Source organism: Buchnera aphidicola (Aphis craccivora) (assembly GCF_005082145.1).
GTDB classification, from domain to species: domain Bacteria; phylum Pseudomonadota; class Gammaproteobacteria; order Enterobacterales; family Enterobacteriaceae; genus Buchnera; species Buchnera aphidicola_U.
Window position 1 is genome coordinate 1 of the sequence record NZ_CP034897.1, and the last position, 20,361, is coordinate 20,361.

The window sequence follows — 20,361 nt, forward strand, 5'->3', positions numbered from 1 at the left end:
TTTTGTATTTGTTAATAATAATAATAATATTATTATCATTTGTTTTTTTTTTTTTAAATAATTAAAGAGTTAACTAATATTAAAAACTAATCTTTAGTATTAAAGTCTTATTTTTGATATTTACATGTGTTATCTTGATTAAAATATTAATACTGTATAAAATAATTTTAAATTTAAAGGGTTTTTATATGTTGCAATCAAATTTGAAAATTTTTGATGTAATTATCATTGGTGGGGGACATGCTGGTACTGAAGCTGCATCAGCTTCTGCAAGATTAGGGTGCAAAACATTATTATTAACTAAAAATATAAGCGATATTGGTGTTTTGTCATGTAACCCAGCGATTGGTGGAATTGGAAAAGGTCATTTAGTAAAAGAAATAGATGCTTTAGGTGGTATAATGGCTCGAGCAATTGATTATTCAGGTATTCAGTTTAGAATTTTAAATAGTAAAAAAGGCCCTGCTGTACGGTCTACTCGAGCACAGGCAGATAGAGTGCTTTATGCTAAAAATGTAAAAAAATTATTACGGAAAGAAAAAAATTTATTAATTTTATCAGAAGAAATAAAAGATTTAATTGTAAAGAATTATAAAGTTATTGGTGTTTCAACACAAAGTCAGATAAGTTTTTATGCTAAATCAGTTGTTTTATCTACAGGTACTTTTTTAGGAGGGAAAATACATATAGGATCAGATAGTTATTATGCAGGAAGAATGGGTGAAAAAGCTTCTTTAGATTTAGCTTGTCGTTTAAGGGATTTGCCTTTGCGAGTTAATCGATTAAAAACAGGCACTCCACCTAGAATTGATTTAAATACTATTGATTTCAAAAATTTATCTGTGCAACATGGGGATATTCCTATTCCAGTTTTTTCTTTTATAGGAAATGCTTCCAATCATCCTCTTCAAAAACCATGTTATCTTACACATACTAATGAAAAAACACATCAAATAATACGCGATAATTTAGATAAAAGTCCAATACACCAAGGTTTAATAACAGGTTTAGGACCTCGATATTGTCCGTCTATTGAAGATAAAATAATACGTTTTCCTAATAAGATGTCCCATCAGATTTTTTTAGAGCCAGAAGGTTTATCTAGTGCTAAAATATACCCTAATGGTATTTCAACTAGTTTACCATTAAGAATTCAAGAAAAAATAATTACATCTATAAAGGGTTTAGAAAAAGCTAAGATTGTTAATCCAGGGTATGCAATAGAATATGATTTTTTTGATCCTAAAGATTTAAATTTAACTTTAGAAAGCAAGTGGATTAAAGGACTTTTTTTAGCAGGTCAAATTAATGGTACTACTGGATATGAAGAGGCTGCTTCACAAGGTCTTTTAGCGGGTTTAAATGCTGGATTACATGCATTAGGTCAACAACAATGGTTCCCTAGACGTGATCAAGCTTATTTAGGGGTTCTTATTGATGATCTTACTACACAAGGGGCTAGTGAACCATATCGTATGTTTACTTCGCGTGCTGAATATCGATTAGTTTTAAGAGAAGACAACGCTGATTTGCGTCTTACTGAAATTGGATATAAATTTGGGCTGATAGATGATTTTAGATGGTCTCGTTATACTAAAAAATTATTAAATATTAATTCTGAAATAAAACATTTAAAAAAAATAAAAATACACCCTGAATCTTCTAATTCTAAACTGTTAAAAAGTTTTTTTAATATTTTATTAGCTAAAGAAATAAATGTCTTCAATTTATTAAAACGACCAGAAATAACATATAAAAATTTATCTCATCTAAATATTTTTCATGCTAAAACATCTGATTTAGAAGCTATTCATCATGTAGAAAATGAAATAAAATATGAAGGTTATATTAAACGACAATTAGAAGAGATTAATAAACATTTAAAAAATGAAAACACCTTCTTACCATCTCAATATGATTATAAAAAAGTAATAGGTTTATCACACGAAGCAATTTCTAAGTTAAATGATTATAAACCGGTTTCTATTGGTCAAGCATCTCGTATTTCTGGAATTACACCGGCATCTATATCTGTTTTATTGATGCATTTAAAAAAAGAAGCTTATAAAAAACTTATTTTATAAAGATTTACTATCAAATTTAAAATATAATATAATTATTTTAAGAGATATTATTTAATAAGAGATATTATTTAATAAGTACTGTTTAAATTATTTAATTATTTTTTATGATTATTTAAAAAAATATATTTTTTAATAGTATTTTTAGTAAAATTTTTTAAAATTTTATGTTTTTATATTAAATTTAATATAAAATAAATGAGAAAAAATTATGTTTTTAGAGCAAATATCCAATCCTCAAAAATATATCAGTCATCATTTACATCATTTACAAATAGATTTATTTAATTTCAAGATTGTTAAAACTGGAAGTATTTCTTCTCATTTCTGGATTATAAATCTAGATTCAATAATATTCTCTTTTGTATTGGGATGTATTTTTTTAACTATCTTTTATACAGTAGCAAAAAAAATTACGACAGGTGTGCCAAATAAATTACAAGCATGTGTTGAAATAATTTTTGAATTTATATTATCTAATGTAAAAAATATGTTTCAAGGTGATAATCCGCTTATAGCACCATTATCATTAACAGTTTTTGCGTGGGTTTTTTTAATGAATCTTATGGATTTAATTCCAATTGATTTTATGCCTTTATTTTTTGAAAATTTATTTCAAATTCCAGCTATTCGTATTGTTCCATCTGCAGATGTAAATATTACTTTATCAATGTCATTATCAGTTTTTATTTTAATTTTATTTTATAGTATAAAGATTAAAGGATATGCTGGTTTTTTTAAAGAACTAACTTTACAACCTTTTAATCATCCTGTATTTTTTATTTTTAATTTTTTATTAGAATTTGTTTCTTTATTATCTAAGCCTATTTCTTTGGGATTAAGACTTTTTGGTAACATGTATTCTGGTGAAATGATTTTTATTTTAATTGCAGGTTTACTTCCATGGTGGTCTCAGTGTTTTTTAAATGTTCCATGGGCTATTTTTCATATTTTAATAATTTTTTTACAAGCTTTTATTTTTATGGTGTTGACAATTGTTTATTTATCAATAGCTTCTTCGCAATCTCATTAAGATAAAATTTGACTATAATCCTATTAAAAACCGAGGTTTATAATGGATAATGTAAATATTGATATGTTGTATATAGCAGTAGCTATTATGATTGGATTAGCCGCAATTGGCGCCGCAATTGGTATTGGTATTTTAGGTGGAAAATTTTTAGAAGGAGCAGCAAGACAGCCTGATTTAATTCCTTTATTAAGAACACAATTTTTTGTTGTAATGGGGTTAGTCGATGCAATTCCTATGATCGCTGTAGGTTTAGGTTTATATATGCTTTTTGCTATTTCTTAATTTTTTATTTTTTCAAACGAATAGTTTTTATTTTAAATCATTAGTAAAATCTTTACGTTTTCGAATGGCGTAAAGATTAATTTTTAATTTTTAATATAAGGCGTATAATTGTGAATCTTAATGCAACAATTATTGGACAAGCAATTTCATTTTTTTTATTTGTCTGGTTTTGTATGAAATATATATGGCCTCCTATTATTTTAGCCATAGAAACAAGGCAAAAAAAAATTGAAGATACTTTAATTTCTTCAAAAAAAATGGAGCAAGAATATCTTATTATGCAAAAAAAAATGCATAAAATGATTAAAGATACAAAAGAAAAAGCTTCTTGTATCTTAAATGAAGCAAATCAAAAACGATTGTTAATTTTAGAAGAAGCAAGAAATAAAGCAATTGAAGAAAGTAAAAAAATTCTTCTAAAAAGACAAGCAGAAATTGATATGCAATTCATAAATGCACGTCAAAAATTACAAAAAGAAATTATAGATCTATCTATTTTAATGACTGAAAAAATGATTCAAAAAAATACTCAAGAAAACAAAAATAAATTTTTTCTAAATAATATAATACATTCGTTATCAGAGATAAAAAATCAATGTAGGTAACATTTAATGTCATTTGATACTATTGCTAGACCTTATGCTAAAGCTATTTTTGAAATAGCAATAAAAAATAATTCAATAAAAAAATGGAAACAAACATTAATTTTAATTGATCAAATTATTTCGTTTAAAAAAATTCAAAAGTTTTTATCTGGATCTTTATCTCCTAATTGTTTATCATCATTTTTTATATTTGTTATTGGTGAATATCTTGACGAATATTCAAAAAATTTAATAAAATTATTAGCGCATAATCAGCGTTTTAAAATATTTAATAACATATTACAACAATTTATTAAGCTAGAAGCTTCTTATCAAAAAATTATTATTGTTGAATTGAGATCTGCATTTGTTTTGAAAAAAGATCAAGTTGTTAAAATACGTCTTCTTTTGGAAGAAATATTATCTTCTAAAATTAAATTTATATATAAAATTAATCATTATATACTTGATGGTATAATTATAGGGATAAATGATCATATTTTTGATTTTTCTATGCAAAATTATTTAAAACAATTATCTTTAGCATTAAATTTTTAAGAGAATAATATATGCAATTAAATTCAACAGAAATTAGTCAATTAATTAAAGAAAGAATTAATCAGTTTGAGGTATTTAATCAATCTTATAATGAAGGTACTATTATTTCTGTGAACGATGGTATTATAAAAATTTATGGTCTTTCTGAAGTTATGTTAGGAGAAATGATTTCATTACCTAATAACGAATATGCTATTGCACTCAATATAGAAAGAGATACAGTTGCAGCTGTAGTTATGGGACCTTATATTCATATCATGGAAGGAATGAAAGTAAGATGTACAGGGAAAATTTTAGAAGTTCCTGTTGGTGTAAATTTTCTAGGACGAATTATTAATGCATTAGGTTCTCCTATTGATGGAAAAGGAGCTGTAAAATATGATACTTTTCTACCAGTAGAAGCAAATGCTCCAGGAGTTATCGATCGACAATCAATTAACCAACCTATACAAACTGGTTATAAAGCTATTGATTCCATGATCCCTATTGGTCGAGGACAACGTGAGTTAATTATTGGAGATCGTCAGACGGGAAAAACTGCTCTTGCAATAGATACTATTATAAATCAAAAAAAATTTGATATTCCATGTATTTATGTTGCTATAGGACAAAAACTTTCTACGGTTATTAATGTTGTAAAAAAATTAGAAGAACATGATGCTTTATCAAATACTATCGTTGTTGTTGCTTCGGCTTCTGAAGCTGCTTCTTTACAATATTTGTCCCCATATTCAGGTTGTGCTATGGGAGAATTTTTTCGCGACCAAGGAAAAGATGCTTTAATTGTTTATGACGATCTTTCTAAACATGCAGTTGCTTATCGTCAAATTTCCTTGTTATTACGTCGTCCTCCTGGAAGAGAGGCTTTTCCTGGAGATATATTTTACCTACATTCTCGTTTATTAGAAAGATCAGCTCGCGTTTCTAAAGAATATATCAAAAATGTTACTAATGGAAAAGTTATCGAAAAAACAGGATCACTTACAGCGTTACCAATTATTGAAACACAGTCTGGTGATGTTTCTGCATTTGTTCCAACTAATGTTATTTCTATTACTGATGGTCAAATATTTTTAGAATCTAATTTATTTAATTCAGGTATTCGACCTGCTGTAAACGCTGGTATTTCTGTTTCTCGCGTTGGTAGTTCAGCTCAAACTAAAATTATTAAACAATTATCTTCAGGGATACGAACAGCATTAGCTCAATATCATGAACTTGCAGCATTTTCACAATTTGCATCAGATTTAGATCCAGCAACACAAAAACAATTAAATCATGGTCAAAAAATCACAGAATTGCTTAAACAAAAACAATACAATCCATTGAGTATAGCTGAGCAAGCATTAATATTTTTTATTTCAGAAAATCATTTTCTTGATGATATTTCTGTTGAAAAAATAGCTGAATTTGAACGAGACATTTTAATATATGCATATAATTATGATTTAAATTTAATGGTAAAAATAAATCAAGATGGAGATTTTAATAGCGAAATAAAAGAAAAATTTATTAAATTAATAAAAAAATTTAAAAACTCTTGATTTTATAATAATTTATTTTAAATAAAAATATCACTATAATAAAGAGAAAATACTAGTGAGTATAAAAGAAATACAAAATCAAATAACTAGTGTTATAAATACAAAAAAAATTACTAAAGCAATGGAAATGGTAGCTATTTCTAAAATGCGAAAAACTGAAGAACGTATGCGATTAGGAAGACCTTATTGCGAGATTATTACAAAAGTAATTTTTCATGTTATAAAAGGAAGTTTGGAATATAAACATAGTTATTTAGAAAATCGAGATAATAAAAGAATCGGTATGATTATTGTTTCAACTGATCGTGGTTTATGTGGAAGTTTAAATACTAATCTTTTTAAACAAGTACTATTAAAAATAAAAGAATTTACGTATAAAAATATTCCTTGTGATTTAATATTATTTGGTTTAAAAAGTTTGTCTGTATTTAAGTTATATGGAAGCTCTATTCTTGCTCAAGTAACTAATATAGGAGAAAATCCAGAGTTATCAAAATTAATTGGATCTATACAAATTATTTTAGAAAAATATCAAAACAATGAAATTGATAAAATATTTATTGCATATAATAAATTTCACAATAAATTATCTCAATACCCAATAATTACTCAACTTCTTCCTTTATCTCCTGAAAAAAATGTATTAAATAAAGAAAAATGGGATTATTTATATGAGCCAGAATCTAAATTAATTTTAGATACATTATTTGATCGATATATTGAATCTCAAATTTATCAAAGTATTCTAGAAAATATTGCAAGTGAACAAGCAGCTCGTATGGTAGCTATGAAAACTGCAACAGATAATAGTTCTAATCGCATTAAAGAATTACGACTTGTTTATAATAAAGTTCGTCAAGCTAATATTACTCAAGAGTTAAATGAGATTATTGCTGGAGCATCGGCAGTATCAGTAGATTAAAATTAGTTAGAGGTATTCAATGATAGCTACTGGGAAAATTGTTCAAATTATTGGCGCTGTAGTAGATGTAGAATTTGATCAGAGTGCAGTACCAAAAATATACAATGCTTTAGAAGTGCAAAATCAAAAAGTAAAACTTATTTTAGAAGTACAACAACAATTAGGATCTGGTATTGTTAGAACAATTGCTATGGGATCTACAAACGGTTTAAAAAGAGGTTTAATTGTTATTGATCTTGGGCATTATATTAAAATACCAGTAGGACAAGCTACATTAGGTCGTATAATAAATGTGTTAGGAGATACTATAGACAATAAAGGACCATTAAAAACTACAGATTCTTCTGAAATAGAACATTGGGAAATCCATAGATCTCCTCCTAGCTATCAAGAACAAGCTACTTCTCAAGAAATTTTAGAAACAGGTATAAAAGTTATTGATTTAATTTGTCCTTTTGCAAAAGGTGGAAAAGTAGGTTTGTTTGGTGGAGCTGGTGTAGGAAAAACAGTAAATATGATGGAATTAATTAGAAATATCGCGATAGAACATTCTGGTTATTCAGTATTTACTGGAGTAGGTGAAAGAACAAGAGAAGGAAACGATTTTTATTATGAAATGAAAGATTCTAAGGTGTTGGATAAAGTTTCTTTAGTATATGGTCAAATGAATGAACCACCAGGAAATCGCTTACGTGTTGCTTTTACAGGACTAACTATTGCAGAAAAATTTCGCGATGAAGGTAAGAATGTTTTGTTGTTTATTGATAATATATATCGTTATACTTTAGCAGGCACAGAAGTATCAGCATTACTTGGACGAATGCCATCAGCTGTAGGATATCAACCTACTTTATCTGAAGAAATGGGTGTATTACAAGAAAGAATTACTTCGACTAAAAAAGGTTCTATAACCTCTGTTCAAGCAGTTTATGTACCTGCAGATGATTTAACAGACCCATCACCTGCTACGACATTTGCGCATTTAGATTCTACAGTAACACTAAGTCGTCAAATTGCATCTTTAGGTATTTATCCAGCTATTGATCCTTTAAATTCTACAAGTCGTCAATTAGATCCTAATATTATTGGAGATGAACATTATAACACAGCACGTGGAGTTCAATCAATATTACAAAGATATCAAGAGCTAAAAGATATTATTGCAATATTGGGAATGGATGAACTTTCAGAAGAGGATAAAAAATTAGTTTCAAGAGCACGTAAAGTACAGCGATTTTTATCGCAACCATTTTTTGTAGCGGAAGTTTTTACTGGATTTCCAGGTAAATATGTATCTTTAAAAGATAATATTCGTGCATTTAAAGGAATAATAGAAGGTGAATTTGATGATTTACCGGAGCAGGCTTTTTACATGGTCGGCTCAATTGAAGAAGTTCGAGAAAAATCAAAAACATTATAAATTACAATAAATATTTTGGATATATCTATGGATTTTTATTTAGATATTGTTAGCGTTGAAAAACGTATATTTTCTGGATTTGTTAAAAAAATACAAGTTTCCGGTAGTGAAGGAGAAATGGGTATTTATCCAGGTCACACTCAATTATTAAGCATAATTAAGCCAGGAATAGTATATATATTTCATAAAAATAATACGGAAGAGTGTCTTTATATATCAGGAGGAATTTTAGAAATTCAACCTTCTGTTATTTCTATTTTAGCAGACATTGCTATTCGTGGTGTAGATTTAGATCGAGCACGTATTTTAGAAACAAAAAAACAAGCTGAAGAATATTTTAAAAATCAAGATAAAAAAATTAAAAAAGATGATCTTTTACTTCAAATATCTAAAGAAATTGCAAAACTTCGTGTACTTGAAATTATGGATAAATTTAAATAATATAATGTGTTCGCGGCTGGTTTTTCCTGCCGCAATTTTTTAAAAACATGTTTTATCATCTATACTTATTATAGTAATATAAAAAATATATTTAAATTTTTTAAATATCTATATTTTCAGCTTTTAAAGCATTATTTTCAATAAATTTTCTTCTAGGCTCGACTGAATCCCCCATAAGAATATTAAATAAATTATTTGCTGAAATTGCATCATGAACTGTAACTTGTAACATATTTCTTGTTTCAGGATTCATTGTTGTTTTCCACAATTGATCTGGATTCATTTCTCCAAGTCCTTTATAGCGTTGTATAAACAAATTATTTTTAGTTTCATTAGTCAACCATTCCATAGTATTTTTAATATCACTTATTTTATATTTTTTATCTCCTTTTTCTATAAAGTTATTGTTTTCTTTAAAATTTTTAAATTTTTCTCCTAAGCTAACAATAGAATTATATTCTTTGCTTTTAAGAAACTGAGTTGTAAATTCATATTGATTATAATGTTCATATCTAGATGAAATTATACTTGGTTCAAATATATTTTCATTTTCTTTTTTATTAATTTGTGCTTGATAAAATGTGTTATTTTGATCTTTTTGATTTAATGTTTCTGCTAATTTTTTTATCCATTTGATTACTTTTTTTTCATCTTCTAAATTATTTAAATATGGTTGGTATATTAGTTCATTTAATATTATTTCAGGGAAATTATTTTTATTTTTTTTGAAGTTAATTTGAATTTTATTAAATTCAGAGATAATTTTTTTAAATATTTTTGTGTTATTTTCAATATCATTATTTTTTTTATTTTTTATAATTAGATTTTTTAAGGCTATTTTTACTTGATATTTTTTCATTTCTTCATCGTTTTTAATGTACTTTTCTTTTTTTCCAATTTTAACTTTATATAAAGGGGGTTGAGCAATATAAATGTATCCTTTTTCAATAAGTTCAGGTAATTGACGATAAAAAAAAGTTAGTAGTAATGTTCTAATATGAGCTCCATCAACGTCTGCATCAGTCATTATAATAATGTGATTGTATCTTAATTTTTCTAAATTATACTCGTTTTCTCCAATACCACATCCTAATGCTGTAATGAGAGCTGATAATTCTTGAGATAAAATTATTTTATTAAATTTTGATTTTTGTACATTTAATATTTTTCCCTTAAGTGGTAAAATTGCTTGATTTTTTCTATTTCTGCCTTGTTTTGCAGAGCCTCCTGCAGAATCTCCTTCTACTAAATAAATTTCTGATATAGTAGGATCATTCTCTTGACAATCAGATAATTTTCCTGGTAATCCTCCTAAATCTAGTATTCCTTTTTTTTTGTTTATTTCTCTAGCTCGTCTTGCAGCTTCTCTTGTTTTTGCTGTATTTATAATTTTTTGAATTATAGCTTTTGAATCAACAGGGTTTTCTAAAAGATATTCAATAAGATATTCATTAATTAATGACTCTATTACTGATTTTGCTTCAGATGAAACTAATTTGTCTTTGGTTTGTGAAGAGAATTTGGGGTCAGGTAATTTAATTGATATAATCGCTGTTAATCCTTCTCGTGTATCTTCTCCTGTAATAATAGTTTTATGTTTTTTATTATATCCTTCACGTTCAATATGTAAGTTTAATGTACGTGTTACACCAGATCGAAAACCAGCTAAATGTGTACCACCATCTTTTTGGGGTATATTATTTGTAAAACAATATATGTTTTCTTTATGCGATTCATTCCACTGTATAGCCACTTCTAATTCAATATTATTTTTAACTGATTTAAAATAAAATATATTTGAATTAATTATTAATTTATTGTTGTTTAAAAATTTAATAAACGCTTTAATTCCGCCTTTATAATGATAATGATCTTCAATATTATTTCTATTGTCTTTTAAGAAAATAGAAATATTAGAATTAAGAAAAGATAGTTCACGTAAACGTTTAGATAAAATTTCATATTGAAATTTTCTTTTATTTGTAAAAGTTTTATAACTAGGCCAAAATCTAATATATGTTCCAGTTTTGTTCGTTACTCCAATTTTTAATAAAGGTGATTCTGGAATTCCATTTTTATATATTTGTTTATATTGTTTATTGTTTTTGTGTATTATTAATTCTAGTTTTTCTGATAAAGCATTAACAACTGAAATTCCTACACCATGTAATCCACCAGATATTTTATATGAAGAATCATTAAATTTTCCCCCTGAATGTAATACAGTCATGATAACTTCTGCGGCTGAAACTTTTTCTTCATGATGTATATCTGTTGGAATTCCTCTCCCATCATCTTGTATTGATACTGAGTTATCTTTATGAATAATAACTATAATTTCTTTACAAAATCCTGCTAGTGCTTCATCAATAGAATTGTCTACAATTTCAAAAACCATATGATGCAATCCACTTCCATCATCGGTGTCTCCAATATACATTCCAGGTCTTTTTCGAACTGCATCCAATCCTCTTAGAATTTGAATATTTGAAGAATTATAGGTATCTATCATAAGTATTCCTATTTGATTTTTTTAATGTTTTAAAATTATTTACTTTTTTATTTTATATTATAGAATTTTTTTACATTAACGTTTAAGTAACATTATAACGTAAACAGTTGAAGAATTATTTTCTGGTTCAATTTGTATCGAAGATTGCGATTTATTTAAAAATAAAAAAATATTTTTAGTATTAATAGTATTAAGAACATCTAATATATAATAAACGTTAATTGATATTTCTATTGTATTGCCAAAATATTCAATATTAAATTTATCTTCTGCTATTTCTTCTTCTTGATTATCAGATATTGTTTTAAGTTCTCCATTTTTAATATTGATTTCAATTCCTGAAAATTTTTCATGCGATAAAATAGAAGTTCGTAATAATGATTTTTTTAACAAATCATGGTTAATAATAATAGGTGAGTTTGAGTTTTTTAATAAAACGCTATTATAATCAGGATACCTCCCTTCAATAAGTTGAGTGGTAAAAATTAAATTATTTATATATATTCTTAAATTATTAGTGCCAATTAAAATATGTAATAATGTTTTTTTTATATTTAGTAATTTTAAAATTTCCATTATTCCTTTATTTGGAATAATAATAGAAAAAGAATTTATTTTTTCTTTTAAAAGAATACATGATGTTGCTAATCGATATCCATCTGTAGCAACATTACGAAGATAGTTTTCTTTGTTTTCAAATAACATACCATTTAAGTAATAACGAATATCTTGTTTACCCATAGCAAATTCAGTTTTTATTATCATATTTCTTAAAGTATCTGATGATATATAAAAATTAGCAATATCATCAAAATTTTGATGATTAGGAAAATTTTCAGCTGGTAAAGTTGATAGTATATAACTACTATTTTCAGAAGAAATATATATTTTACTATTTTTTAGTTCTATTTGAATATTTGATGTTTCTGGTAAATTTCGACAAATATTTAATATTTTTTTACCTGAAATAGTTGTTTTTCCTGGTGTATATTTTGTTAATATTTGAATATTTGCAATTATTTCAATCTCTAAATTCGTTGTAGTTAAAGATAATATATTTTTTTTAATTTCTATAAGAACATTTTCTAAAATAGGAAACGAAGTATTTTTAACTAATAATCGACTAATTTTTTTTAAATTTTCAACTAAAATGTTGTTTTGAATAATAAATTTCATAAAATTACACTGATAGAGTTCTAATTAAGTTGGAAAAATCTTTTTTAATGTCATTACTTTCTTCTCGTAACTGTTCAATCTTACGACAAGCATGTAATACTGTGGTATGATCTCTTCCGCTAAACGCATCTCCAATTTCCGGTAAACTATAATTAGTAAGTTCTTTTGCCATAGCCATAGCCATTTGCCTTGGTCTAGCTACTGATCGAGAACGTCTTCTAGACAATAAATCCGATACTTTAATTTTATAGTATTCAGCCACTGTTTTTTGGATATTTTCAATTGTAACGAGTTTTGCTTGTAAAGCTAATATATCTCTAAGTGCTTCTCGTACAAATTCAATCGTAATAGTTCTATGAGTAAAATCAGTATTAACGATAATTCTGTTTAAAGCACCTTCTAATTCGCGAACATTAGAACATAGACGTTTAGCAATAAAAAAAGCTACTTCATCAGGTAATATAATGTTTTTTTCATCAGCTTTTTTTATTAATATAGCTACTCTTGTTTCTAATTCTGGAGGTTCTATAGCAACAGTTAAACCCCATCCAAATCGTGATTTTAATCGGTCTTCAACACCATTTATTTCTTTAGGATAACGATCTGAAGTGAGTATAATTTGTTGATTTCCTTCTAGAAGAGAGTTAAATGTATGAAAAAACTCTTCTTGAGAGCGTTCTTTATTAGAGAAAAACTGAATATCATCAATTAGTAAAGCATCGACTGAACGATAATGTAGTTTGAATTTTTCAATTGCATTATTTTGTAAAGCTTTTACCATATCTTGAACAAAACGTTCAGAATGCATATAAATTATTTTCATATTATATTTATATGTTAATATTTCATTTCCAATTGCATGAAGCAAGTGTGTTTTACCTAATCCTGTACCTCCATATAAAAACAATGGATTGTAAGAATTTCCGGGATTATGTGCAACTTGAGAAGCTGCAGCTCGTGCTAATTGGTTAGATTTTCCTTCTATAAAGTTTTCAAATTTATTTTTTTTATTAATATTAGAACGATAATATAATTCATTTAAAATCGGTATTTTATCCCATTTTTGTTTTATATTTATTTTTTTTGAATTACTTAAAATGTTTTTTTTAAATTTTTTTTCTTTAGAATTTTGATATACTTTAAATGTTACTAGTGGCGCATTTAAACCACAGAAATCTTTTAGTATTTTTTTAAAAGCAATTAAATATTTGTCTTTTACCCACTCTAATATAAATTGATTTGGAGCATATATTTCTAAGATATTATTATTTAGTTTGGCTTTCAGAGAGCGTATCCACATACTAAATTCTGTAGATGGAAGCTCATCTTGTAATCGGTTAAGACATTGTTTCCAAAGACAAAGTGACACGGTAGACTCCAAACGAACAAAATTGAATACAATTGAAGTTTAAATTTTTTTTATATAAAAAACTATATCAAGTTATATTTTTATATTAAAAATTATAAAATTTAGAATTAGGCAAGTATAACGAAAAGATCTTAATTTATTTTTTAAATATTTTTATTTTAAAAAATACTTGTAAATATGTTTTATTTTTATAAATAATAATTTACATATGTATTCAAAATGAAACATCAAAAAATTTATAAAAAATTTTTTATTTTTATTAAAAGTAACAATGTAATAGTTTATTTTTTAAAAACATTTTTTCTTATATTTTACATTTAACTATATTTTAGAATCTTACTAATTTTATTTAGGTACATATCAAAATGAAACGAACTTTTCAACCATCAATATTAAAACGTAATCGTTCACATGGATTTAGAATTCGAATGGCAACTAAAAATGGTCGTTATATTTTATCACGAAGACGTGCTAAATTAAGATCACGTTTGAGTATTTCTAGTAAATAATAGGTTTATAGTATGGTGTTAAACTATTTTTTTAAAAAAAAATCAAGATTATTAAAATCTATAAATTTTAAACATGTTTTTAAAAAATATGATATTCAAAAAAAACGTGAATTAATTATATTAGGACGTCCTAATTTTTTGGGATATCCTAGATTAGGTATTAATATATCTAGAAAAAATATAAAACATGCATACAAGCGTAATATAATTAAAAGATTAATTCGTGAAACTTTTCGTTTGTTACAACATAAATTAATTTCCATGGATTTTATAGTAATTGTTAAAAAAAACACTATTTTTTTAAAAAATAAAAATATAATTAATATATTGGAGAATTTATGGGTAAATTATCAATAATAGTTGTATGGTGTTTCAGTTCTTTAATTTTAATTTATCAATATTGCATTAGCCCTTTTATGCGATCAAATTGTCGATTTTACCCAACCTGTTCAACATATATGCTATTATCCTTACGTAGATTTGGTGTCATTAAGGGTATATTATTAACAATTTTGCGTTTATTCAAGTGTCACCCATTACATTCAGGCAAATGTAATTGAATATCTTTAAATATAAAAGATAAAAGCGAATATTAATTATGGAAGTACAGCGTAATTTTTTTATTTTTGCCTTTTTGTTTATTTCTTTTTTACTTTGGCAAGAATGGCAAAATCAATCATTTTCAAATGTTTATAAAAATGAAAAAAGTAGTATTAGTTCAGAATCCGAAAAGAAAAATTATCAAAATCAAATTGTTATTAAAAATGATGTAATTCGTTTAGTTGTAAATATGTATGGAGGGGATATAGAAGAAGCTAGTTTATTAGCTTATAAAGATAAATTAAATTCTTCTAAGCCACTAAAGTTATTAGAAACAGCGCCAGATTTTATTTATCAAGCACAAAGTGGGTTAATTGGAAAAGATGGTCCGGATAATTCAGAAAATTATAGTAGACCGCTTTATCATGCACCGAATAATTTTTTTGAATTAGAAAATAATAAAAAAGAATTACGTGTTCCAATAAGTTTTACTAAAAATAATAATATTATTTATACTAAAACTTTTATTCTTAAACCAGGTAAATATGATGTAAAAATAGAATATAATATAAATAATCTTAGCAATAATAATTTACAACTTGGTATGTTTGGTCAGTTAAAACAAACTATTAAACTTCCTAAAAAACGTGATGTTTATAGCGGCAATTTTGCTTTACAGACATTCCGAGGAGCTGCATATTCAAGCACTGATACAAAATATGAAAAATATAAATTTGACAACATTTCTAAAAATCAACAATTACATATTTTTACTGAAAGTGGTTGGGTTGCAATGTTACAACAATATTTTTCTGTAGCTTGGATACCTGAAAAAGATATAAATTTTAATACTATTTACACATCTTATATAAATAATAATATTGCCACTATTGGATATAAATCTTCTTTTTTTAATGTTCCTGCAAATTCTCAGCATGTTATAAAATCAACATTATGGATAGGACCAGCGATACAAAAAGATATGGCATTAGTTGCTCCAAATTTAGATTTAACAGTAGATTATGGATGGCTTTGGTTTTTGTCTCAACCATTATTTAAATTATTAAGTATTTTATATAATATTGTAGGAAATTGGGGTTTTTCTATTATTTTAATTACATTTATTATGAAAGCTATAACTTATCCTTTAACAAAAGCACAATATATTTCTATGGCTAAGATGCGAAAATTGCAACCTAAAATTAATGAAATAAAGAAAAATTTTGGGCATAATAAACAACGCATGAGTCAAGAAATGATGAATTTGTATAAGAAAGAAAAGATAAATCCATTAGGCGGTTGTTTGCCTGTTTTTATACAAATGCCTATTTTTTTAGCACTTTATTATATGTTAATTGGATCTGTTGAATTGCGCCATGCTCCTTTTTTACTATGGATTAAAGATTTATCTGATCAAGATCCTTATTATGTATTACCTATTATTATGGGTATTACAATGTTTTTTATTCAAAGAACATCATCTAGTAATATTTCTGATCCATTACAACAAAAAATCATGAATTTTATGCCTGTTATTTTTACAGTGTTTTTTTTATGGTTTCCTTCAGGATTAGTTTTATATTATATAGTTAGTAATTTAGTTACTATTATACAACAAAAATTTATTTTATTTAATTTTAAAAAGAAAACATGAAAATAAAAATTTCTATTTTAATTTAAAAATAATTTTAGATAAGAAAGTACTTTATGATACAAAATGATACTATTGTTGCTCAAGTTACTCATCCAGGAAAAAGTTCCGTTGGAATATTACGAATTTCTGGAGTTAACGCAAAAACAGTTGCTATAGAGGTTTTAGGTGCAATACCTAAACCAAGATTTGCTACTTATGCAAAATTTTTTAATAAAAATAAAAAAGTTTTAGATCACGGTATATCTTTATGGTTTCCTTCGCCTTTTTCATTTACAGGTGAAGATACATTAGAGTTACAAGGTCATGGTAATCCACTTATAATAGATTTGTTAATTAGAAGAATTTTATCTATTAAAAATATAAGATTAGCTAAACCAGGTGAATTTTGTGAGCGTGCTTTTTTAAATGGTAAAATTGATTTAGTTCAAGCAGAAGCAATAGATGATTTAATTAACTCTGAAACTGAATCTATGGCAAAAGCTTCATTAAATTCTTTAGAAGGAAACTTTTCATATTTTATACAGGATCTAGTAGAAATACTTACACAATTTCGTGTTGAGATTGAATCCAGTATTGATTTTACAGAAGAAGAAATTAATTTTAATTTCGATGATATTGTGTACAGTAATTTTCGAAAATTAGACGATAAATTTTTAAAAATCAAAAAAATTATTACAGACAAAAGCATTATAAGAGAAACGAAAAAAATTATAATTGTTGGCCCTCCTAATGCTGGAAAGTCTAGTTTATTAAATATCCTATCTTCGAGTAATCGAGCTATTGTTACAAACATTCCTGGAACAACACGTGATCTTCTTTATGAATATGTTAACATTAATGGTTTTCTATGTGAAATTATTGATACTGCAGGTTTTCATAATACAAAAGATGAAGTTGAAAAAATTGGTATTATTCGAGCTTGGAATACTCTTAAAAAATGTGAGCATGTTTTGTTTGTAATAGATAAAACAATTAACTTTGAAGATCAAAAAAGAATATCAAATGATTTTATTAAAAAAATTAATTCTTATGATAATTCTATACGAATAACTTTTGTTTTAAATAAAAATGATTTATTACAAGATGATTTTGGTATTAAAAAAATAGGAGATTTTTATTTTATTAGTATTTCTGCCCTTACAGGACAAGGCATAAATACATTAAAAAAACATCTCATAAAAACAGAAAAAAATAAAGAAAAAGAAGGTTTATTTGCTGCTAGAAGACGTCATGTACATCAAATTGATTTATCTTATTTTGAATTTTTAAAAGCAAAAAAAGATTGGTTAAAATACAATAATATTGAATTTTTAGCCGAATCGCTTAGTTTAATGAATAAATTAATAGGAGAAATAACAGGTTCTTTTAGTTCAAATGATCTATTAAATCGTATTTTTTCTACTTTTTGTATAGGAAAATAGCTTAATTTATGCCCGGAGGCGGAATTGAACCACCGACACGGGGATTTTCAGTCCCCTGCTCTACCAACTGAGCTATCCGGGCATTTTTTACATTAAATCATCAAATATAAAACTTTGTCAATACTTTTTTACAGTAAATTAATTTGAGTTTTACGTTAATAATTTATTTAATAAAAAATAATTAAAAATAATTTTTACCCTTGAAAGTTTTAATAAAGATCCCTATATTTAATGTTAAAGATAAAATATTAAATTTGCATAAATAAAAAATATAAAATAACATTAAACAGGATTATTCACAGGAGTATTATCATATGAAAATTCGTCCATTGCATGATCGTGTACTTGTAAAACGTCAAGAAGCGGAATCAAAATCTGCTGGCGGTATTGTTCTTACAGGTTCTGCTGCTGGAAAATCAAATCGAGGCACAGTTACAGCAGTTGGTAATGGTCGTGTTCTAGATAATGGAGATATTAAACCATTAGATGTCAAAGTTGGAGATATTGTAATTTTTAATGAAGGTTATGGTGCGAAAACAGAAAAGATTGATAATGAAGAATTATTAATTTTAACTGAAAGTGACATTTTAGCAATTGTTGAATAGTAAACTATGCTATATATCCATAAAAAAAATATATTTAAGGAAATGTCAAAATGGGCGCTAAAGATGTAAAATTTGGTAATGAAGCTCGTATTAAAATGCTTCGCGGAGTTAATGTATTAGCTGATGCGGTAAAAGTAACTTTAGGACCAAAAGGTAGAAATGTAGTTTTAGACAAATCTTTTGGAGCACCTAGTATCACTAAAGATGGTGTATCAGTAGCTCGTGAAATCGAATTAGAAGATAAATTCGAGAACATGGGAGCTCAAATGGTAAAAGAAGTTGCATCTAAAGCAAATGATGCAGCAGGAGATGGAACTACAACAGCAACATTATTAGCACAATCAATAGTTAATGAAGGCTTAAAAGCTGTAGCTGCCGGCATGAATCCTATGGATTTAAAACGAGGCATTGATAAGGCAGTGATTAGTGCTGTTGAAGAATTAAAAAATTTATCTGTACCATGTTCTGATTCTAAAGCAATTACACAAGTTGGTACTATTTCTGCTAATGCTGATGAAAAAGTAGGAGCTTTAATTGCCGAGGCTATGGAAAAAGTAGGTAATGATGGAGTTATTACGGTAGAAGAAGGAACAGGTTTACAAAATGAACTTGAAGTTGTTAAAGGTATGCAGTTTGATCGCGGATATCTATCTCCTTACTTTATTAATAAACCAGAAACAGGAATTGTTGAATTAGAAAATCCATATATTTTAATGGCTGATAAAAAAATTTCCAACGTTCGCGAAATGCTTCCAATATTAGAATCTGTTGCTAAATCTGGCAAACCATTGTTAATAATTTCAGAAGATCTAGAAGGCGAAGCATTAGCTACTTTAGTCGTTAATTCTATGCGCGGCATAGTAAAAGTTGCTGCTGTTAAAGCTCCTGGATTTGGTGATAGAAGAAAATCGATGTTACAAGATATTTCTATTCTAACTGGAGGTTCCGTAATTTCAGAAGAACTAGCAATGGAATTAGAAAAATCTACTTTAGAAGATTTAGGTCAAGCAAAGCGTGTTGTAATTAATAAAGATACTACAACTATAATTGGCGGTATCGGAGAAAAATATGCTATTCAAAGTCGTATTGGTCAAATTCGACAAGAAATTCAAGAAGCTACTTCCGATTATGATAAAGAGAAGTTAAATGAACGTTTAGCTAAGTTATCTGGTGGTGTTGCCGTACTTAAAGTTGGAGCAGCAACAGAAGTAGAAATGAAAGAAAAGAAAGCTCGTGTTGAAGATGCTTTACATGCAACTCGTGCTGCTGTAGAAGAAGGAGTAGTTGCTGGTGGAGGTGTTGCTTTAGTGCGTGTTGCTGGAAAAATATCTAGTTTACGTGGTCAAAATGAAGATCAAAATGTTGGAATTAGAGTGGCTTTACGTGCAATGGAAGCTCCTTTACGTCAAATTGTTTCAAATTCAGGTGAAGAACCTTCTGTAGTTACTAATAATGTAAAAGACGGAAAAGGTAACTATGGTTATAATGCTGCTACTGATGAGTATGGAGATATGATTGATTTTGGAATATTAGATCCTACTAAAGTTACAAGATCTGCTCTGCAATATGCTGCATCTGTTGCTGGCTTAATGATTACTACAGAATGTATGGTTACAGACTTACCAAAAGATGAAAAATCTTCTGATACAAATGCTTCTCCTGCTGGTGGTATGGGCGGCATGGGCGGTATGATGTAAAAATTTTTTAGTT

General features: G+C 26.6%; 19 protein-coding genes and 1 tRNA gene. 16 read left to right on the top strand and 4 right to left on the bottom strand.

The genetic code is table 11. The features are described 5' to 3' along the window. Positions 1 to 188 precede the first annotated feature (188 nt). The 9 genes from mnmG to D9V60_RS00045 all read left to right on the top strand — a co-directional run bounded on the left by mnmG (position 189) and on the right by D9V60_RS00045 (position 8,865). Positions 189 to 2,084, top strand: coding sequence for a tRNA uridine-5-carboxymethylaminomethyl(34) synthesis enzyme MnmG (gene mnmG, locus D9V60_RS00005; RefSeq protein ID WP_158360328.1), 1,896 nt, complete (start codon positions 189 to 191; stop codon positions 2,082 to 2,084). Between the two features lie 208 nt (positions 2,085 to 2,292). Continuing rightward, on the top strand, positions 2,293 to 3,114 hold the full coding sequence (gene atpB, locus D9V60_RS00010; protein WP_158360329.1) for a F0F1 ATP synthase subunit A: 822 nt from the start codon (positions 2,293 to 2,295) through the stop codon (positions 3,112 to 3,114). 42 nt (positions 3,115 to 3,156) lie between these two features. Continuing rightward, the gene (atpE, locus tag D9V60_RS00015) at positions 3,157 to 3,396 is read left to right on the top strand and encodes a F0F1 ATP synthase subunit C (RefSeq protein ID WP_158360330.1); all 240 of its coding nucleotides are present in this window, start codon (positions 3,157 to 3,159) and stop codon (positions 3,394 to 3,396) included. 110 nt (positions 3,397 to 3,506) lie between these two features. Then, positions 3,507 to 4,001: a F0F1 ATP synthase subunit B gene (locus D9V60_RS00020; RefSeq protein ID WP_158360331.1), complete on the top strand. Its 495-nt coding sequence runs from the start codon at positions 3,507 to 3,509 to the stop codon at positions 3,999 to 4,001. 6 nt (positions 4,002 to 4,007) lie between these two features. Beyond that, on the top strand, positions 4,008 to 4,538 hold the full coding sequence (atpH, locus tag D9V60_RS00025) for an ATP synthase F1 subunit delta (RefSeq protein ID WP_158360332.1): 531 nt from the start codon (positions 4,008 to 4,010) through the stop codon (positions 4,536 to 4,538). Positions 4,539 to 4,549: 11 nt separating this feature from the next. Continuing rightward, positions 4,550 to 6,082, top strand: coding sequence for a F0F1 ATP synthase subunit alpha (gene atpA / locus D9V60_RS00030; RefSeq protein ID WP_158360333.1), 1,533 nt, complete (start codon positions 4,550 to 4,552; stop codon positions 6,080 to 6,082). Positions 6,083 to 6,131: 49 nt separating this feature from the next. After that, on the top strand, positions 6,132 to 7,004 hold the full coding sequence (gene atpG / locus D9V60_RS00035) for a F0F1 ATP synthase subunit gamma (protein WP_158360334.1): 873 nt from the start codon (positions 6,132 to 6,134) through the stop codon (positions 7,002 to 7,004). Positions 7,005 to 7,026: 22 nt separating this feature from the next. Beyond that, positions 7,027 to 8,424 (top strand): F0F1 ATP synthase subunit beta, encoded by a 1,398-nt coding sequence (atpD, locus tag D9V60_RS00040; RefSeq protein WP_158360862.1) that lies wholly within the window; start codon positions 7,027 to 7,029, stop codon positions 8,422 to 8,424. Between the two features lie 21 nt (positions 8,425 to 8,445). Next, entirely contained in the window at positions 8,446 to 8,865 is a 420-nt protein-coding gene (locus D9V60_RS00045) for a F0F1 ATP synthase subunit epsilon (protein ID WP_180818866.1), read from the top strand. A gap of 100 nt (positions 8,866 to 8,965) precedes the next feature. On the opposite strand, the gene gyrB is transcribed toward D9V60_RS00045, so the two are convergent. The 3 genes from gyrB to dnaA form a co-directional block, all read right to left on the bottom strand. Then, positions 8,966 to 11,377, bottom strand: coding sequence for a DNA topoisomerase (ATP-hydrolyzing) subunit B (gene gyrB, locus D9V60_RS00050; RefSeq protein ID WP_158360336.1), 2,412 nt, complete (start codon positions 11,375 to 11,377; stop codon positions 8,966 to 8,968). Between the two features lie 75 nt (positions 11,378 to 11,452). Beyond that, on the bottom strand, positions 11,453 to 12,553 hold the full coding sequence (gene dnaN / locus D9V60_RS00055; RefSeq protein ID WP_158360337.1) for a DNA polymerase III subunit beta: 1,101 nt from the start codon (positions 12,551 to 12,553) through the stop codon (positions 11,453 to 11,455). Between the two features lie 4 nt (positions 12,554 to 12,557). Continuing rightward, positions 12,558 to 13,922 (bottom strand): chromosomal replication initiator protein DnaA, encoded by a 1,365-nt coding sequence (gene dnaA / locus D9V60_RS00060; protein WP_158360338.1) that lies wholly within the window; start codon positions 13,920 to 13,922, stop codon positions 12,558 to 12,560. A gap of 365 nt (positions 13,923 to 14,287) precedes the next feature. On the opposite strand from dnaA, the gene rpmH reads away from it, so the two are divergent. The 5 genes from rpmH to mnmE are packed head-to-tail and all read left to right on the top strand — an operon-like array spanning position 14,288 to position 18,046. Continuing rightward, entirely contained in the window at positions 14,288 to 14,431 is a 144-nt protein-coding gene (gene rpmH / locus D9V60_RS00065) for a 50S ribosomal protein L34 (protein WP_158360339.1), read from the top strand. Between the two features lie 12 nt (positions 14,432 to 14,443). Then, on the top strand, positions 14,444 to 14,788 hold the full coding sequence (gene rnpA / locus D9V60_RS00070) for a ribonuclease P protein component (protein ID WP_258013309.1): 345 nt from the start codon (positions 14,444 to 14,446) through the stop codon (positions 14,786 to 14,788). Continuing rightward, positions 14,770 to 14,991 carry a membrane protein insertion efficiency factor YidD gene (gene yidD, locus D9V60_RS00075; protein ID WP_158360340.1) on the top strand — a complete coding sequence of 74 codons (222 nt, stop codon included), beginning with the start codon at positions 14,770 to 14,772 and terminating at the stop codon, positions 14,989 to 14,991. Before rnpA ends, yidD begins: the two co-directional genes overlap by 19 nt. A 38-nt stretch (positions 14,992 to 15,029) precedes the next feature. Next, positions 15,030 to 16,625 carry a membrane protein insertase YidC gene (yidC, locus tag D9V60_RS00080; protein ID WP_158360341.1) on the top strand — a complete coding sequence of 532 codons (1,596 nt, stop codon included), beginning with the start codon at positions 15,030 to 15,032 and terminating at the stop codon, positions 16,623 to 16,625. 53 nt (positions 16,626 to 16,678) lie between these two features. After that, positions 16,679 to 18,046 carry a tRNA uridine-5-carboxymethylaminomethyl(34) synthesis GTPase MnmE gene (gene mnmE, locus D9V60_RS00085; protein ID WP_158360342.1) on the top strand — a complete coding sequence of 456 codons (1,368 nt, stop codon included), beginning with the start codon at positions 16,679 to 16,681 and terminating at the stop codon, positions 18,044 to 18,046. 9 nt (positions 18,047 to 18,055) lie between these two features. Here the strand turns inward: mnmE and D9V60_RS00090 are convergent. Further along, a tRNA-Phe gene (locus D9V60_RS00090) sits at positions 18,056 to 18,128 on the bottom strand. Positions 18,129 to 18,360: 232 nt separating this feature from the next. Here D9V60_RS00090 and D9V60_RS00095 point away from each other — a divergent pair. Further along, positions 18,361 to 18,651, top strand: coding sequence for a co-chaperone GroES (locus D9V60_RS00095; RefSeq protein WP_158360343.1), 291 nt, complete (start codon positions 18,361 to 18,363; stop codon positions 18,649 to 18,651). Between the two features lie 50 nt (positions 18,652 to 18,701). Continuing rightward, complete coding sequence (gene groL, locus D9V60_RS00100; RefSeq protein ID WP_158360344.1) at positions 18,702 to 20,348, top strand: chaperonin GroEL; 1,647 nt, start codon at positions 18,702 to 18,704, stop codon at positions 20,346 to 20,348. The last annotated feature ends 13 nt before the right edge of the window (positions 20,349 to 20,361 follow it).